Raw genomic sequence first — 15081 nt, forward strand, 5'->3', positions numbered from 1 at the left:
TTTCCTGCTGTCCGGCCTGGCCTTGGCCATGCCCAGCTACGCCGCCGACACTGTCACCATCGCCACCGTCAACAACAGCGACATGATCCGCATGCAACGCCTGTCCAAGGTCTTCGAGGCCCAGCACCCGGACATCAAGCTCAACTGGGTGGTACTGGAAGAAAACGTGCTGCGCCAGCGCCTCACCACCGATATCGCTACCCAGGGCGGCCAGTTCGACGTGCTGACCATCGGCACCTACGAGACGCCGTTATGGGGCGCCAAGCACTGGCTGGAACCCCTGACCCAACTGCCGGCTGACTACGACGCCGAGGATATTTTCCCGTCGGTGCGCCAGGGCCTGTCGGTCAATAACACCCTGTACGCCTTGCCGTTCTATGGCGAAAGTACTGTCACCTACTACCGCACCGACCTGTTCAAGCAAGCCGGACTGAGCATGCCCGCGCATCCCACCTGGACCCAGCTGGGAGAGTTCGCCGCCCAACTCACGGCCAAAGACAAGGGCCAATACGGCATGTGCCTGCGCGGCAAGGCCGGCTGGGGCGAGAACATCGCGCTGCTCAGCACCATGGCCAACGCCTTCGGCGCGCGCTGGTTCGACGAACAGTGGAAGCCGGAATTGACCAGTCCCGAGTGGACCGCCGCCGCCAACTATTACGTCAACACCCTGAAAAATTACGGCCCGCCCGGTGTTTCCAGCAATGGCTTCAATGAAACCCTGGCGTTGTTCAACAGCGGCAAGTGCGCGATCTGGGTGGATGCCAGCGTCGCCGGCTCCTTCACCACCGACAAAAGCCAAAGCAAAGTCGCCGACGACGTAGGTTTTGCTGCGGCACCCACCGAGGTCACCGACAAAGGCTCCTCCTGGCTGTACGCCTGGTCCCTGGCGATTCCAGCAACCTCCAAGCACAAAGACGCTGCCAAGGCCTTCATCACCTGGGCAACGTCCAGGGATTACATCCAACTGGTCGCCGATAAAGAAGGCATCACCAACGTGCCGCCGGGCACCCGCCAGTCCACCTACAGCGAGGCTTACCTGAAGGCCGCGCCGTTTGCCCAGGTGACCCTGGAAATGATGAAGCACGCCGACCCCGCGCACCCCTCGGCCAAGCCGGTGCCGTACGTGGGCATTCAGTACGTGACCATTCCTGAGTTCCAGGCCATCGGCACCTCCGTCGGCAAGTTGTTTTCGGCGGCGCTTACCGGCGGTATGACGGTTGATCAGGCGCTGCTCGACGCTCAGTCCACCACCGAGCGCGAGATGAAACGCGCCGGCTACCCGAAATAATTTCTACAGGACAGCCCCATGAAACGACTCGAAGGTAAGAGCGCGCTGATCACCGGATCGGCGCGCGGCATCGGCCGCGCCTTTGCCCAGGCGTATATCGCCGAAGGCGCAACGGTTGCCATCGCCGACATCAACCTGCAACGCGCCCAGGCCACCGCGGCTGAGCTGGGCCCACAGGCGTATGCCGTCGCGATGGACGTCACCGACCAAGCCTCCATCGACGCCGCGCTTGCCGCCGTGGTGGCCCATGCCGGCAAGCTCGATATCCTGATCAATAACGCTGCACTGTTCGACTTGGCGCCCATCGTCGACATTACCCGCGACAGCTACGAGCGGCTGTTCTCGATCAACGTCGCCGGCACGCTGTTCACCCTGCAGGCCGCCGCCCGGCAGATGATCAGCCAGGGCCACGGCGGCAAGATCATCAACATGGCCAGCCAGGCCGGGCGGCGAGGCGAGCCATTGGTGGCGATCTATTGTGCGACCAAGGCGGCGGTGATCAGCCTCACGCAATCGGCGGGGCTGAACCTGATCAAGCAGGGCATCAACGTCAACGCCATCGCCCCCGGCGTGGTGGATGGCGAGCACTGGGATGGGGTGGACGCGCTGTTTGCCAAGCATGAAGGGTTGGCGCCGGGCGAGAAGAAGAAGCGGGTTGGGGCGGAGGTGCCGTTTGGGCGGATGGGCACGGCGGAGGATTTGACCGGGATGGCTGTCTTTCTGGCTTCCAAAGAGGCTGACTATGTGGTGGCCCAAACCTATAACGTCGATGGCGGTAATTGGATGAACTAAAGCCGAGCATCGATTAAGAATGTGGGAGCTGGCTTGCCTGCGATAGCGGTGGGCCAGTCAGCAATGCTGTAACTGACAGACCGCCATCGCAGGCAAGCCAGCTCCCACATTTTGATATTTGTTGTATAGGCAATAGCGGTCAGTCAGCAAAACTGCGATCAAAGAAATACACTTCCCCAGGCTTCAGGTTCTCCACCGTCGCCTGGGGCCGGCCGCCTTCGCCATTCTTCTTGCGCCCCGTCTCACGCAAATACCCCGCCTCAGTCAGCTTCAACAAACGCTGGCGGATACTGGTCTTCAACACCGGCCGCGCCAGCACCCGCGAGAAGATCGTGGTCGCTTGCGGCGCGCTGAATTCGTTGCCCAAAAACATCAACGGCAAGTTGCTGTACAGCGACTTGGAAAACAGCCGCTCCTGCACGGCGGCGACGATCAGGTTGTGATCGAAGGGCAGTTTGATACTGCCATCGGCCACTGCATTCAGCGAAAACCAGGCCTGATGCTCACCCAACACCACGTCATCGGCCACAATCGCCAGGTAGTAGGTGGACGACGACCAGCAGCGCGGGTCGCGAAACGCATCGCCCACCGTGCCGACTTGCTCACTCCAGGCCAAATCAAAACCGACCTTGTCGCTCGCCCGCAAGCGCTCCACGGCATCCTTGAGGCTCAGATCTTGCACGCCGCCATTAACCACCACGCCCGGTAACGCCCAATGGCCGGCAAAGGGCTCGGCTTCGCGCTTGTTCAGCAGCAGCTTCAATTCTCCGGCGGCACGGCAATAGAACAACACGCACAGGTCGACGGTGTGGAGGTAGGCACTGAGTGGCATGGGAAATCCTTCTGAACAGCGGTGGGGCACAGTCTAACGGATCGAACAGCTATGTCATGTACTTGCTCCAGCATAGATAACTAAATGTTTCTTGCAATGAAAGTACATGACGTGTACTTTTGTTTCCAGGCCACCGGAGAATCACTATGACCCTCGTGAAAACTGCCATTGCTTCATTCGACGTCGACGCCCAGAAGAGCTTCACGCCGCTGTGCCCCAACGAATTGCCGGTGGTTGGCGGTGACCGGATCGGTGCCGAACTCAACTACATGGCCAGCCTCGCCGGCCACCGTGTCGGCAGCAAAGACGCGCACACCCCGCACGCCCCGTGGGTGGTCACGCAGCACAGTGAGATGCTGCAACCCACCGGCCTGGCCCACGCCGATGTCACCTGGGTCAGCCACTGCGTGCCGGGCACCGAGGGTTTTACGCTGCTGGACGAACTGCCCACGCCGTATGACTACGACTACTTCATCTGGAAAGGCGTCGAACCCGATCTGCACCCCTACGGTGCCTGCTACCACGACCTGCACGACAAACTGTCCACTGGCGTCATCGAGTATTTGAACGCCCAAGGCGTGCGCCGCGTGATCGTCGGTGGCCTGGCCCTGGACTACTGCGTCAAGACCACCGCGTTGCAACTGCTCAAGGCTGGCCTGGAGGTGGTCCTGCACTTGCCGGCCTGCCGAGGTATCAGCGAAGAGGGCGGCGTGCAGGCGGTGAATGAGTTGCTCAAGGCCGGTGCTGTCATCAGCAGCACCCGCGAAGAACTGGCCGCGATGGCCACGCGCTAAGGAGAAACACCATGGAAAGTGCCTACGACTACGAATCCCCGGTCATCCAGGGCTTGCTCGACACCGACTACTACACCTTCACCATGATGCAGGCCGTGCTGCACCAGCACCCGAATGTCGACGTGGAATACAACTTCATCGTCCGTTCCAAAGAAAAACTCGGTCACCTGATCCCGCAATTGCGCGACGAGCTGGAGAAACTCGCCGGCCTGCAGATGCGCGAAGGTGAACTGCGCTTTCTGTTCAACCCACGCTTTCGCGAATACCTGACCCCGGACTACGAGCGCTTCCTGGGCCTGTTCCGCTTCAACCTGCGCTACATCCACGTCAGCGAAGTCGACGGCCAACTGAACATCCGCGTGGTCGGGCCGATGCTGCACTGCATCATGTTTGAACAGCCGGTGCTGGCGTTGGTCAGTGAGCTGCGCAACCGCGACAAATACCCCGACGTGAGCCTGGAAGACGTCACCCGCAAGCTCTACCAGAAGTTCGACTGGCTGGAGAAAAACCTCAGCCGTGAGGAGCTGGCCGACCTGCGCGTCTCGGACTTTTCCACACGCCGGCGCCTGTCGTTCAAGGCCCAGCGCGAAGTGGTGGACATCATGCGCCGCGACTTCCCCGGGCAGTTCATCGGCACCAGCAACGCGCACTTGGCCTACGAATTCGACCTGCCGCTGATCGGCACCATGGCCCACCAATGGCTGATGGTGCACCAGCAACTGGGGCGCCTGCGCGAGAGCCAGAACGCTGCATTGGAAAACTGGGTGCGCGAATACCGCGGCCGCCTCGGCATCGCCTTGACCGACTGCATCAGCACCGATTTTTTCCTCAAGGATTTCGACCTGTACTTCGCCAAGCTTTACGACGGCCTGCGCCAGGACTCGGGTGACCCTATCGCCTGGGCCGACAAAGTCCTGGCCCGCTACAAGCAGCTGGGGATCGACCCGATGACCAAGGACCTGATGTTCTCCGACGGTCTGAATTTCGAAAAATGCCTGCCGATCCTGCGGCACATCCGTGGCAAGGCCAAGTTCGGTTTCGGCATGGGCACCAGCCTGGCCTGCGACGTGGAGGGTGTGGAACCGCTGAGCATCGTGATGAAACTGGTGCGCGTACACGGCGAGCCGGTGGTGAAGTTTTCCGATGACCCGATCAAGAACGTCTGTGAAGACGCCTCGTTTTTGCAGTACGCGGCAAAAGTGTTTTCGGTGGGAGGGAGCTTGCTTCCGAAAGCGGTGGATCAGCACTGACGGTGTTGACTGACACGCCGTCTTCGCGGGCAAGCCCGCTCCCACAGGTCAATCCAAGTCATAGAGAGAGGTGTGATATGCAAACCCAGGCACGTATCGCCCAGGAACTGAACATCAACCGCGCGCTGGTCAAGGGCGGCGAACCGCAGGAGATTCAGCGGCGCATCAATTTCATCAAAAGCACCTTGCGTAGCTCCGGCTGCAAGGCGCTGGTGTTGGGCATCAGCGGCGGTGTCGATTCCCTGACGGCGGGGCGCTTGTGCCAATTGGCGGTGGAGCAGTTACGCAGCGAAGACTACGCTGCGCGCTTTATCGCCATGCGCCTGCCGTACGAAACCCAGGCCGATGAAAGTGATGCTCAGGCCTCCCTGGATTTCATCAAGCCGGACCACATCGACACCTTGAATATCGCCGCCAGCGTCGACGGCCTGATGGCCAGCCTGACGGCCACTGAAGCCAGCGCGGCGCATGTCGACTTCATCAAGGGCAACGTCAAGGCCCGCACGCGGATGATCGCGCAGTACGCCGTGGCCAACCTGCACAACGCCCTGGTGGTCGGTACCGACCATGGCGCCGAAGCGTTGATGGGGTTCTTCACCAAATTCGGCGACGGCGCCTGCGACCTCGCGCCGCTGTCTGGCCTGACCAAGACCCAGGTGCGCCTGCTGGCCAACGCCCTCGGTGCGCCGGGCAACCTGGTGCACAAGTTACCGACCGCCGACCTCGAAGAATTGGCGCCGGGCAAGGCGGATGAGCAGGCCTACGGCTGCACTTATGCAGAAATCGACGCCTACCTGATGGGCGAGCCGGTGAGTGAGCGGGTGCGCGCGATTGTTGAAGGGGCCTACCGCAAGACAGCGCACAAACGTGCGCTGCCCGTGATCCCCGACTAAGTCGGGGATCACTCGTTATCTAGATTTTGATATTTTCGCGAATGTTCCAGCCGAACCGGACAGGTCCACCCTCCTTGCCGCCATCGGCGTTCTGCGGCTGGTAACTGACTTCAACCTTGGCAAAGTTAAGGCTGATTTCCTCTGTCAGTACATCATTGGTTGCTGCTGCGCGCGTCTCATAGGAGGCCACCATGACGTCCCTCAAGGTGATCACCAGATACTCCACATTGCTGGCGCCTCCCGCTTTGCGCACCACAATTCGGGCTCCCGGATAGTGCTTGCCGGTTGCGCAGGCCATCATCAGATTCGGCGTGGACTTATCCAGGGGCTTTTCGATAGCGATATTGCCCATATCAACCTTGCCGGCTCCGCCGCCAGTTCCGCTGTGCATCGACCCTGCTTGCGTGATCCTCCAACCCCAGCGCGATATATCGATTTCATCACGATGTGTCTGGTCGCTGGACTCGCCCTTGATATCGCCAAGCTTTAAAAACATATCCGTTGCCATGCTCGCCCCATGTCTGATCGTTCGCCGGAACTGGCGCGGGCGTACTTTTCCGATTCCTACGATTGTCCACAAGGCTCCAAGGTGACAACAGGAAGCGGCCTTCTGGAAAAAGGAAACTTTCCGACATTCTTGGCAGATACGCTCTGCGCGCTTGTGAAATCAGGAGCAAAAATGGAATGGCTTCCAGCGTATTCAAGGACGGTTTCCCCAGCGCCCACCGCACCACCCGTGAACGGGTAGAACGCAGCATGGACCTGCGTCGGCTGTTTGCCGCCATTGATGCCGACCCGGCGATTGCCGGGGCAGGGGTGGTGTATCTCGATTCACAGTTATGGCCGGTGACGTTGCGCGAGTTTCAGCCGATTTGCAGCGTTTTGCCCAAGCGCGTGATTTTGCGCGAGATGCCAGCGTCGATGGCACGCTTGGATTATGTGCGGCGATTGGAGCATGAGCCGCGGGAGTCGCAGCTGGTATTTGAAGCGATCAATGCATCCTTGTCTTGCGGTGCTGCAGTGTTGGGCTGGCTTGTTGTACTGAGTGGCTCAGTGGGCAGTGCGATGGGGCTGATTAGAAGCTATCGAAATGGCCATGTTGGCAGCACGACGACCATTGCTGTGGGCTTATACGAAGAAGTTGCAGAATGAGTGAGTCAGTTGCCGGTTTTCTCATCCGTTACTTTCCAGTGTTCATGGGCACAATATTCATGGGCCTCTTCGCAGGCGCTATGGTCACTGTCCTGGTGGACACAACCTATTTGCGTAGCCTGGAGCCATCGCTGCAAGCTGAAGTGTCTGGTTGGAGTCTATTTTAGTGTTTGCCAACTTCATGATTGCGAGAGGTCGCAAATGGGCCGCTAGCTTGTTGATGGGCTATTTCGCGTTCTCCCTGATGCTGGTGCTACCAATGATTCAATACCGTCCGCATACCGTGGCGTTTTCTCTGGGGGTCGCGTTTCCGCTTTTCGGGTTGCTGCTGCTCAATACGCACCGCCATCGAGAGATGCGGCAAAAGCTTTTTGAAATCCACATCCAACGGAATGCGGCGAGAGCGATCTACGAAACATACTCAAATCAGCTCAAGGCCAAGGCACGCAGGGCCAGGGCTAAGTGACGTTAGCTCCCACACAAATGCGTGGGAGCAATCCGCTATTTCAGGTTAGCGCTCAATCGAGCGACTCCACCGCGCATTCCACTCCGGCCGCGCCTGGTTCACTTGGTCCCAATCAATCGAAATCGCCGTCTGCAAGTAACCCTGCATGGCCTCCACCCGCGCGCGGGTTTTATCGGTGGTCGGCGTGGTTGGGTTGGAAGGGATCTGATCGCCTTCTTCAAGCGCCGGTGCCTGGGCTTGCGCGGTCAGCAAGAAGGCTGCGAGTTTCTGCGCCAGCTCCGGCTGGTCGTTACGCGCGATCACGCACTCGGCCACGTTCAGCACCACCGCGCCTTCCTTGGGTTGCGCGTATTCCATCGGGATGCCGAGCAATTTCTGTGTGGTGACCTGGGTCGGCGTCAGGGGGAAAATCGCAGCCTCGTCGGTTTGCACCATCTCGGAGATCTTCGCCGAGCTGGCGATGTATTCCAGCACGTTGGGGCCGATGGTTTTCGGCCAGGCCTTGAAGCCTGGTTCTACGTCTGTTTCGGAGCCGCCCTGGATACGGTTGAACATCAGGAAACCGTGCAGGCCGAAGGTGGAGGAGGCCAGGGACTGGAACACCACCTTGTCTTTGAAGCGCGGGTCGGCCAGGTCCATCCACGAGGTGGGCGCGGCCCAGCCTTTTTCCTTGAACATCTTGGCGTTATAGCCAAGGCCCGTCACGCCCAGGGTCACGGCCACGGCTTCGTCCTTGATTTTAGCCTTGGCCGGGATCTGCTCCAGGGGCGCGCTCGGTGCGAGTTTGTCGCACAGGCCCATGGAGATGGCGCGGTACATGATGCCGTCATCGAGGAACATCACGTGCATTTGCGGGTTGTCTTTGTTGGCCTGGACCTTGGCGAGGATGTCCGACGAGGTGCCGGGCACGATCACCACCTTGACGTTGTTGGCCTTTTCGAACGCGGGCAGCACCTTGTCGGCGTACACCCGCTCCATGGTGCCGCCGTTCATGCCCAGGTACAGCGTGGGCGCGGCATGCGCGGTGGAGGCGAGCAACGCGAGGGACAAGCAGGACAGCGCGATACGTGTGTGCATGGGTGTTTTTCCTCTCAGGCTTGGAAACGACGGATGGAAAACGCTTCGATGGGCTGCCGGCTGGCCCCGCTGCAGACGATCTCTGCCAGGGCTTCACCGACCGCAGGGCCGAGCTGGAACCCGGCGCCGGCAAAGCCGAAACCGTGGAGCAGGCCAGGTTGGGTGCTGCTGGGGCCGATCACCGGTTCGTGATCGGGTAAGTAACCTTCGGTGCCGCTCCAGGTACGTATCGCCTGGGCACCTTTGAGAAACGGGTACAGTTCGCCTGCGTTGCGCAAAATCTCCAGCACCGCCGCCTGCCCCGGACGCGCCGTCAGCGGGCCAAGCGCAAAGCCCCGGCCGCCGCCAAGAATGCAATTGCCACGGGCGACCTGGCGCGCATAAATGCCGCCGCCTTCAACGCCGGTACTCACGTTCATCACCACCGGCAACGGCTCGGTGACCAGCATCGCCGGGTGCGCCGACGTCATCGGCACCGGTTCGCCGAATTGCGCGGCGACGGTCCCGGCCCAGGCGCCGGCGCAGTTGAGCAGCCACGGTGCTTGCAGGTGCAGACCGTTGGCACAGTGCACCTGGAACTGCTGGCCAGCGTGTTCGATGCGCATCACTTCGGCCTGCTCGTATACCTCAGCACCCTGGCGCTGCGCGGCGCGGGCAAACGCGGGCGAAACCAGCCGCGGGTTGGCGTGCCCGTCTTCAGGGCACAGCGAAGCGCCAACCGCGATATCGCCGACCCAAGGGAACCGCGCGCGCAGCTCGGCGTGATCCAACACCTGCAAACCCAATCCAAAGCCACGAGTTTGCTCGGCGTAGGCCTGCAGCGCGTCGAGGTCCGCATGACTGCGCGCCAACTTCAAATGCCCGGAGCGCACGTACTCGCCGTCGATGCCGATCAGCCCCGGCAAGTCGGCCCACAACTGATGGGCGCGCTGCGACAGCGGCAACTGATGCAACGGCCGCCCCTGACGGCGTACGCCACCGTAGTTCACACCGCTGGAATGCGAGCCGCAAAAGTCGCGCTCTACCAACGCCACGCGCTGACCTTTTTGCGCCAGCATCAAGGCCGCCGAAGCACCGACGATACCGCCGCCCAACACGATCACGTCGATCATGGCTGCACCTCGACGCCAAACGGCAGCGGCTTGATCGGCGCCTGGCCGCGCAGGCGGCCGACGTGTTCAATTCCGCGACCACTGCGCTCGGCGACAATTTCCGCTGCTGCCAGCCCGCACATGCGGCCCTGGCAGCGGCCCATGCCGACGCGGCAATGCGCCTTGACCCGATTGATTTCCCAGTGGCCTTCATCCACCACTGCGCGCACTTCGCCGACGCTGACTTCTTCGCAGCGGCACAGCATCAGTTCATCCGGCGCCTGCGCGGCCCAGTGTTCGGGGAAGGGGAATGCGGTTTCCAGGCCGTGGCGAAAGCGCTGGATGCTCGCCAGTTGCTGTTCCAGGACGGCCGTGCGGCGAGGGTCGACGGCAATGCCTGAGTCTTCCAGCACCGCCAGCGCCGCGCGCTCGCCGGCCATGTGCGCCGCGTCGGCGCCCATGATCCCGGCGCCATCGCCTGCCAGGTACACGCCGTGGACACTGCTGCGCCCGGCGCTGTCGCGCGCGGGCAACCAGGCGCGGTTCAAGCTGTTCCAGGCAAACTCGCAGCCGAGCAAATCCGCCAGCTGTGTCTCGCTGCGCAAGGCATGGGCGAAGGCCACGGCATCGCAGTCCAACGTGTGCTCGCCCCAACGAATACCGTTGACCCGTTGTTCGCCGTCGATCTGCGTGAGCGTCGCGCCCTGGTGCACGGGAATGCCATGCGCCGTGAGCCAGGCGCGGTAATACACACCCTTGGCCAGCGTCGCCGGTTGCCTGAGCAATGCAGGCAAGGCGCGGCATTGCGCGCTGAACGGCGCGCTGTCGAGCACCGCGACCACCTTGGCCCCAGCCTTGGCGTATTGATAAGCCACCAGATACAGCAACGGCCCGCTGCCGCAAAACGCCACGCGCTCACCGATGGCGCAGCCCTGATACTTCAAGGCAATTTGCGCCGCCCCGAGGCTGTAGACGCCGGGCAAGGTCCAGCCGGGCACCGGCAGGATGCGGTCGGTGGCGCCGGTGGCGACGATGAGCTGCGCGTACTCGATGCTCTCGGCGTGGCCGCGATTCAACAGGTCCAGGCGACCGTCCTCGGCGTTCCACACCAGGGTTTCCGGCCGATAGTCGACCAAAGGTGCCAGCCCATCCATGGTGCGGTGCACGGCCTCGGCCTTGCTGGCTTCAAACCCGTAAAGCTGCTTGGCCGAGCGCTGAAAGTTGGCCGGTTGGCGCCGGTAAATCTGCCCGCCGCCGCGCAGGCTTTCATCTATCAGGCACGGCGTGACGCCATGGTCGAGCAGGGCACGCGCCGCGCTGATGCCGGCCGGGCCTGCGCCCACAATCACTGTTGGCTTCATGCCTGGCGCCCCGGGTCACGGCTGATCGCCTGGCCTTCTTCCAATAACGTCGCACAGGCGCGTACGCGGCGCCCATCTGCCAGGCGCACCCAGCAATCCTGGCAGGCTCCCATCAGGCAGAACCCGGCGCGGCGTTCGGCGCTGAAATCGCTGCCGCGCAGGTGCTCGGCACAGGTCAGCACGGCGGTCAGTAACGTGTCGCCGAGCAAGCCCGTGGCCGGTTGCCCATCCAGGGTGAAGGCCACAGCCGGTCGCTGGGTTTCGGCCAATCGTTTGAACAACGCCATCAATGTTTCCCCACCAGCACGCGGTCCAGGCCGTAGACCCGGTCGAGCAGAATCATGGTTGCTGCGGTCAGTGCAATTACCAGCGCCGATACCGCCGCCATCATCGGGTCGATGGACTCGGTGGCGTACACGTACATGCGCACCGGCAGGGTTTGCGTGGCCGGCGAGCTGACGAAGATCGACAGCGTTACTTCATCGAAACTGTTGATGAACGCCAACAACCAGCCGCCGGCCACGCCGGGCAAAATCATCGGCAAGGTGATCTGGCGAAACAGCGTAAAGCGGCTGGCCCCCAGCGACTCCGCCGCCTGTTCGGCACTGCGGTCAATGCCGATTGCCGCCGCCAGCACCAGGCGCAGCACGTACGGCGTGATGATCACCACGTGGGCCAGCATCAGCCAGGTGAAGCTGCCATTCACGCCCATCAGCGCAAACAAACGCAGCATCGCCACGCCCAGCACCAGGTGCGGAATGATGATCAGTGAGAGGAACAACGCGCTGAAGAAGTTGCGCCCCGGGAACTGATAACGGCTGATCGCCAAGGCCGCCGGCACCGCGATCAGCGTGGCCAACGTGGCGGCGGTAAACGCCAGGATCAGGCTGTTGTAGAACGCCTGGATAAAGTCGGCACGCTCGAACACTGCGCGAAACCAGCGCAGGGAGAAGCCCGATGTGGGCAGGCTCAAGGTGTTTTCCGGGGTGAAGGCCACCAGGCACACCACCACCAGCGGCGCCATCATGAACAGCACCACCAGGCCGTGAAAGCCGAGGGCCAAAGGACCGTTTCTGGACATGCGCTTAAACCCCCAGGGACTTTTTGTAGCGGCTTTCAACCATGCGGTTCCAGCTGAGCATGATCAGCAGGTTGACCAACAGCAGCACCACCGCGATGGTCGCGCCCATGGGCCAGTTGAGTTCCGAGAGGTACTGGTCGTACACCACCGTGGCGACCATCTTCAGGCGGCGCCCGCCGAGCAGGCCGGGGATCGCAAACGAGCTGGCCGCCAACCCGAACACAATCAACGTGCCCGACAGCACGCCGGGCATGACCTGCGGCAATACGATTTTGCGCATCACCGTGGCCTGGCTGGCGCCCAGTGACAACGCCGCCTGTTCTGCCGACGGGTCGAGTTTTTGCAGCGAGGTCCACACCGGAATGATCATGAACGGCAGCATCACGTGCACCAGTGCGATGATCACCGCAAACGGCGTATACAGCAGTTTTACCGGACGCCCGCCGAGGGCCTGGATCACCTGGTTGACCAGCCCGTCGGCGCCGAGCAACAGGCTCCAGCCGAAGGCGCGCACCACCACCGAAATCAGCAGCGGCGTGAGGATCAGGATCAGGAAGATTGAGCGCCACGGCGTGCCCATGCGGCTCAGAATGTAAGCCTCGGGCACGCCGATCACGACGCACAGCAAGGTCACCAGCGCGCTGATCCAGAAGGTGCGCCAGAAGATTTCATAGAAGTACGCATCACTGAACAGCGACAGGTAATGCGCCAAGGTCCACTCATCCGCCTTCACGCCCACCTGGTAGTCGAACACGTTGAACGACAGCACAAGCGTCATCACCAGCGGCAGAATCAACAGCCCGGTGAACAGCGCCAGGGCCGGCAACGACAGCAGATAACCGCGACTCATGCGTGCACCTCATCTGCCGCCAACACGCGCAGCAAGCCGGCGTGCCAGTCCAGGCCGACGGCCGCGCCGCAACCGAGCGGCGCGCTGCCGTCGTTGCTGCGCACCACGGTAATGTCGCCCAGCGAGGTATGGACGCGGTACAGCCACTGGCTGCCGAAGAAGTAGCTGTCGAGCACCTTGCCTTGCACGCGCCCGCTGCCTGCGGCCACCAGGGTGATTTTTTCCGGGCGCAGGCTCAGGGTCAGCTCGCCGTCGCCGCTGGCGTGGCGCACTTGTGGGGTGCCAAGTTCGTCGTAGTCGCCCGGCAGCAGGTTGGCCTTGCCGACGAAGTCCGAGATGAAGCGCGTGCGTGGGTGTTCGTAGAGGTTGTACGGTGCATCGATCTGCGTGACGCGTCCGGCCTGCATCACCACCACGCGGTCGCTGATCGACAGTGCTTCGGCCTGGTCGTGGGTGACCATCAAGGTGGTGATGCCCACCGCGCACTGGATGCGGCGGATTTCAAACTGCATCTCTTCGCGCAGGTTGGCGTCGAGGTTGGACAACGGTTCATCGAGCAGCAGCACCGGCGGCTCGATCACCAGCGCGCGGGCCAGCGCTACACGCTGGCGCTGGCCGCCGGAGAGTTCACGCGGGTAGCGCTCGGCGTGCGGCGCCAGGCGCACCAGTTCCAGCACGGTTTTAACCTGGCTGGCGATTTCGGCGGCCGGCACTTTGCGCATCTTCAGGCCGAAGGCGACGTTGTCGCGCACGGTCATGTGCGGGAACAGCGCGTAGCTCTGGAACACCACGCCCAGGCCACGGCTGGCGGGTTTGGCGTGGGTGATGTCGCGGCCGTCAAGCAGGATCTGCCCGCCGCTCACATCAACGAAGCCGGCGATCATTTGCAGGGTGGTGGTTTTGCCGCAGCCCGAGGGACCGAGCAGGGAAACGAACTCGCCTTTTTCTACCGCAAGGTCAGTGGCGACCACCGCATCGACGGCGCCGTAGCGTTTGCTCAAGGCGTTGAGTTGGAGAAAAGCCATGTCTGCGTTCCACCTTTTGAGTCGCGTCGAAACGCGCTTTTTTGTTTTGGGCAGATGCGAAAAGAGTTCTGCGGGTGCGGTGGCGCTCGATCTCGAGTCGGCTGCCGTTTGTTGTTCATTTCGCCCCTGTGGACGCAGATTAGGACGAAGACTAGGATGGGCGGAAGATGGAATTTCACTCAACGAACTATTATTTTCCAATTTATTCATTCAGCAGAATTTACGCCGAGATTATGTGATATGGATTCCACTGAGCGGAATGGCAGCGACAAAGAAGTGGGTTCTGGCAGCGTGTCGCGGGTGTTCGCGCTGTTGCGTGCATTGGGCGAGGTGCCCGAAGGCGGCGAACGCGTGACGCAACTGGCGCAGCAGGTCGGGCTGTCGCAGCCCACCACCCACCGCCTGTTGCGCAGCTTGATGGACGAGGGGATGGTCGAGCAGGACGCGCGCAGCAAGCGCTATCGCCTGAGCCTGGAGTTCTTCGCGCTGGCGGCGAACGCGGGCAAGACCGGCAACCTGCGTGACCTGGTGCGGCCGAGCATGTTGCGCTTGAGTGCGTCGTTGGGTGATTCGTTGTTTTTGCTGGCACGCAGTGGTTTTGATGCGATCTGCCTGGACCGCAGCGAGGGGCCGTACCCGATCCGCACCTTTACCGGGGATATTGGCGGGCGTGTGGCGTTGGGTGTGGGGCAGGGCAGTTTGGCGATTCTGGCGTTCTTGCCGGAGGAGGAGCGTGAGACGGTGATTCGCTACAACTTGCCTCGGCTCAAGGATTTTCACCTGTATGACGAGGTGCTGCTGCGTTCGGAAGTGGAGAATGTGCGCAGCCTGGGGTATGCCGCGCGCAACACCGGAGTGCTGGAAGGCATGGCGGGGTTGGCGGTGCCGATTTTGAATCGGGAGGGGGTTGCGGTGGCGGCGTTGAGTGTGGCGACTATCAGTGATCGATTGGGGCCGAGCCGGTTGCCGATGGTGGTGGAGTTGCTCAAGCGTGAGGCGGCGGCGATCGGGCCGAGGATCAATCCGTTTGATCCGACGTTGCGTCGGCCTTCGCAGGCTTTTGGTGGGTAGCTTGTGTGCCGTTGCGCTATGGCCGTCTTTGGACGGGCGCTTCTGTTGGTAGATTTGA

The 15081-nt window shown here is 61.8% G+C and carries 17 protein-coding genes; 8 read left to right on the top strand and 9 right to left on the bottom strand.

Going from position 1 to position 15081, the window contains the following annotated elements:
- Positions 1 to 28: 28 nt before the first annotated feature.
- Positions 29 to 1288 carry an ABC transporter substrate-binding protein gene (locus NTD89_RS18810; protein WP_410017221.1) on the top strand — a complete coding sequence of 420 codons (1260 nt, stop codon included), beginning with the start codon at positions 29 to 31 and terminating at the stop codon, positions 1286 to 1288.
- A gap of 18 nt (positions 1289 to 1306) precedes the next feature.
- Positions 1307 to 2080, top strand: a complete 774-nt coding sequence (locus tag NTD89_RS18815; protein WP_262209017.1) for an L-iditol 2-dehydrogenase — start codon at positions 1307 to 1309, stop codon at positions 2078 to 2080.
- Positions 2081 to 2219: 139 nt separating this feature from the next.
- On the opposite strand, the gene NTD89_RS18820 is transcribed toward NTD89_RS18815, so the two are convergent.
- Complete coding sequence (locus tag NTD89_RS18820; protein WP_262209019.1) at positions 2220 to 2912, bottom strand: NUDIX hydrolase; 693 nt, start codon at positions 2910 to 2912, stop codon at positions 2220 to 2222.
- A gap of 146 nt (positions 2913 to 3058) precedes the next feature.
- Between NTD89_RS18820 and NTD89_RS18825 the strand changes: the two genes are divergently transcribed.
- The 3 genes from NTD89_RS18825 to nadE all read left to right on the top strand — a co-directional run bounded on the left by NTD89_RS18825 (position 3059) and on the right by nadE (position 5849).
- Entirely contained in the window at positions 3059 to 3706 is a 648-nt protein-coding gene (locus tag NTD89_RS18825) for a nicotinamidase (protein ID WP_262209022.1), read from the top strand.
- A gap of 11 nt (positions 3707 to 3717) precedes the next feature.
- Entirely contained in the window at positions 3718 to 4956 is a 1239-nt protein-coding gene (gene pncB, locus NTD89_RS18830; RefSeq protein WP_262209023.1) for a nicotinate phosphoribosyltransferase, read from the top strand.
- A 77-nt stretch (positions 4957 to 5033) separates the two neighbouring features.
- The gene (gene nadE / locus NTD89_RS18835; RefSeq protein ID WP_262209025.1) at positions 5034 to 5849 is read left to right on the top strand and encodes an ammonia-dependent NAD(+) synthetase; all 816 of its coding nucleotides are present in this window, start codon (positions 5034 to 5036) and stop codon (positions 5847 to 5849) included.
- Positions 5850 to 5868: 19 nt separating this feature from the next.
- On the opposite strand, the gene NTD89_RS18840 is transcribed toward nadE, so the two are convergent.
- Complete coding sequence (locus NTD89_RS18840; RefSeq protein WP_262209028.1) at positions 5869 to 6357, bottom strand: Hcp family type VI secretion system effector; 489 nt, start codon at positions 6355 to 6357, stop codon at positions 5869 to 5871.
- 176 nt (positions 6358 to 6533) lie between these two features.
- Here NTD89_RS18840 and NTD89_RS18845 point away from each other — a divergent pair, with 176 nt between their 5' ends.
- Positions 6534 to 7001: a hypothetical protein gene (locus NTD89_RS18845; RefSeq protein ID WP_306099173.1), complete on the top strand. Its 468-nt coding sequence runs from the start codon at positions 6534 to 6536 to the stop codon at positions 6999 to 7001.
- Positions 7002 to 7167: 166 nt separating this feature from the next.
- Entirely contained in the window at positions 7168 to 7467 is a 300-nt protein-coding gene (locus NTD89_RS29400) for a hypothetical protein (RefSeq protein ID WP_315975613.1), read from the top strand.
- Between the two features lie 45 nt (positions 7468 to 7512).
- On the opposite strand, the gene NTD89_RS18855 is transcribed toward NTD89_RS29400, so the two are convergent.
- From NTD89_RS18855 to NTD89_RS18885, 7 genes are read right to left on the bottom strand one after another with little or no spacing between them, the layout of a single operon-like run.
- Positions 7513 to 8544, bottom strand: a complete 1032-nt coding sequence (locus NTD89_RS18855; RefSeq protein WP_262209030.1) for an ABC transporter substrate-binding protein — start codon at positions 8542 to 8544, stop codon at positions 7513 to 7515.
- Positions 8545 to 8558: 14 nt separating this feature from the next.
- On the bottom strand, positions 8559 to 9656 hold the full coding sequence (locus NTD89_RS18860) for an NAD(P)/FAD-dependent oxidoreductase (protein ID WP_262209032.1): 1098 nt from the start codon (positions 9654 to 9656) through the stop codon (positions 8559 to 8561).
- The gene (locus NTD89_RS18865; RefSeq protein ID WP_262209034.1) at positions 9653 to 10996 is read right to left on the bottom strand and encodes an NAD(P)/FAD-dependent oxidoreductase; all 1344 of its coding nucleotides are present in this window, start codon (positions 10994 to 10996) and stop codon (positions 9653 to 9655) included. Before NTD89_RS18865 ends, NTD89_RS18860 begins: the two co-directional genes overlap by 4 nt.
- A complete protein-coding gene (locus NTD89_RS18870; RefSeq protein WP_145166111.1) occupies positions 10993 to 11283 on the bottom strand; it encodes a (2Fe-2S)-binding protein in 291 nt (96 codons plus the stop codon). Before NTD89_RS18870 ends, NTD89_RS18865 begins: the two co-directional genes overlap by 4 nt.
- Positions 11283 to 12077: an ABC transporter permease gene (locus NTD89_RS18875; protein ID WP_262209037.1), complete on the bottom strand. Its 795-nt coding sequence runs from the start codon at positions 12075 to 12077 to the stop codon at positions 11283 to 11285. The genes NTD89_RS18870 and NTD89_RS18875 overlap by 1 nt, the downstream gene beginning before the upstream one ends.
- 4 nt (positions 12078 to 12081) lie before the next feature.
- Positions 12082 to 12927: an ABC transporter permease gene (locus NTD89_RS18880; protein ID WP_214248528.1), complete on the bottom strand. Its 846-nt coding sequence runs from the start codon at positions 12925 to 12927 to the stop codon at positions 12082 to 12084.
- A complete protein-coding gene (locus tag NTD89_RS18885) occupies positions 12924 to 13952 on the bottom strand; it encodes an ABC transporter ATP-binding protein (RefSeq protein WP_262209040.1) in 1029 nt (342 codons plus the stop codon). Before NTD89_RS18885 ends, NTD89_RS18880 begins: the two co-directional genes overlap by 4 nt.
- Positions 13953 to 14192: 240 nt before the next feature.
- On the opposite strand from NTD89_RS18885, the gene NTD89_RS18890 reads away from it, so the two are divergent.
- Complete coding sequence (locus tag NTD89_RS18890; RefSeq protein WP_145166114.1) at positions 14193 to 15023, top strand: IclR family transcriptional regulator; 831 nt, start codon at positions 14193 to 14195, stop codon at positions 15021 to 15023.
- Positions 15024 to 15081: the final 58 nt, after the last annotated feature.

Source organism: Pseudomonas sp. 14P_5.3_Bac1, from assembly GCF_025466135.1.
Taxonomy (GTDB): domain Bacteria; phylum Pseudomonadota; class Gammaproteobacteria; order Pseudomonadales; family Pseudomonadaceae; genus Aquipseudomonas.

What these genes read in the sequence shown, in the direction of transcription:
- NTD89_RS18810 (WP_410017221.1), top strand. Translation starts at nt 29, where the DNA reads ATGCCCAGCTACGCCGCCGACACTGTCACCATCGCCACCGTCAACAAC.
- NTD89_RS18815 (WP_262209017.1), top strand. Translation starts at nt 1,307, where the DNA reads ATGAAACGACTCGAAGGTAAGAGCGCGCTGATCACCGGATCGGCGCGC.
- NTD89_RS18820 (WP_262209019.1), bottom strand. Translation starts at nt 2,912, where the DNA reads ATGCCACTCAGTGCCTACCTCCACACCGTCGACCTGTGCGTGTTGTTC.
- NTD89_RS18825 (WP_262209022.1), top strand. Translation starts at nt 3,059, where the DNA reads ATGACCCTCGTGAAAACTGCCATTGCTTCATTCGACGTCGACGCCCAG.
- pncB (WP_262209023.1), top strand. Translation starts at nt 3,718, where the DNA reads ATGGAAAGTGCCTACGACTACGAATCCCCGGTCATCCAGGGCTTGCTC.
- nadE (WP_262209025.1), top strand. Translation starts at nt 5,034, where the DNA reads ATGCAAACCCAGGCACGTATCGCCCAGGAACTGAACATCAACCGCGCG.
- NTD89_RS18840 (WP_262209028.1), bottom strand. Translation starts at nt 6,357, where the DNA reads ATGGCAACGGATATGTTTTTAAAGCTTGGCGATATCAAGGGCGAGTCC.
- NTD89_RS18845 (WP_306099173.1), top strand. Translation starts at nt 6,534, where the DNA reads ATGGCTTCCAGCGTATTCAAGGACGGTTTCCCCAGCGCCCACCGCACC.
- NTD89_RS18855 (WP_262209030.1), bottom strand. Translation starts at nt 8,544, where the DNA reads ATGCACACACGTATCGCGCTGTCCTGCTTGTCCCTCGCGTTGCTCGCC.
- NTD89_RS18860 (WP_262209032.1), bottom strand. Translation starts at nt 9,656, where the DNA reads ATGATCGACGTGATCGTGTTGGGCGGCGGTATCGTCGGTGCTTCGGCG.
- NTD89_RS18865 (WP_262209034.1), bottom strand. Translation starts at nt 10,996, where the DNA reads ATGAAGCCAACAGTGATTGTGGGCGCAGGCCCGGCCGGCATCAGCGCG.
- NTD89_RS18870 (WP_145166111.1), bottom strand. Translation starts at nt 11,283, where the DNA reads ATGGCGTTGTTCAAACGATTGGCCGAAACCCAGCGACCGGCTGTGGCC.
- NTD89_RS18875 (WP_262209037.1), bottom strand. Translation starts at nt 12,077, where the DNA reads ATGTCCAGAAACGGTCCTTTGGCCCTCGGCTTTCACGGCCTGGTGGTG.
- NTD89_RS18880 (WP_214248528.1), bottom strand. Translation starts at nt 12,927, where the DNA reads ATGAGTCGCGGTTATCTGCTGTCGTTGCCGGCCCTGGCGCTGTTCACC.
- NTD89_RS18885 (WP_262209040.1), bottom strand. Translation starts at nt 13,952, where the DNA reads ATGGCTTTTCTCCAACTCAACGCCTTGAGCAAACGCTACGGCGCCGTC.
- NTD89_RS18890 (WP_145166114.1), top strand. Translation starts at nt 14,193, where the DNA reads ATGGATTCCACTGAGCGGAATGGCAGCGACAAAGAAGTGGGTTCTGGC.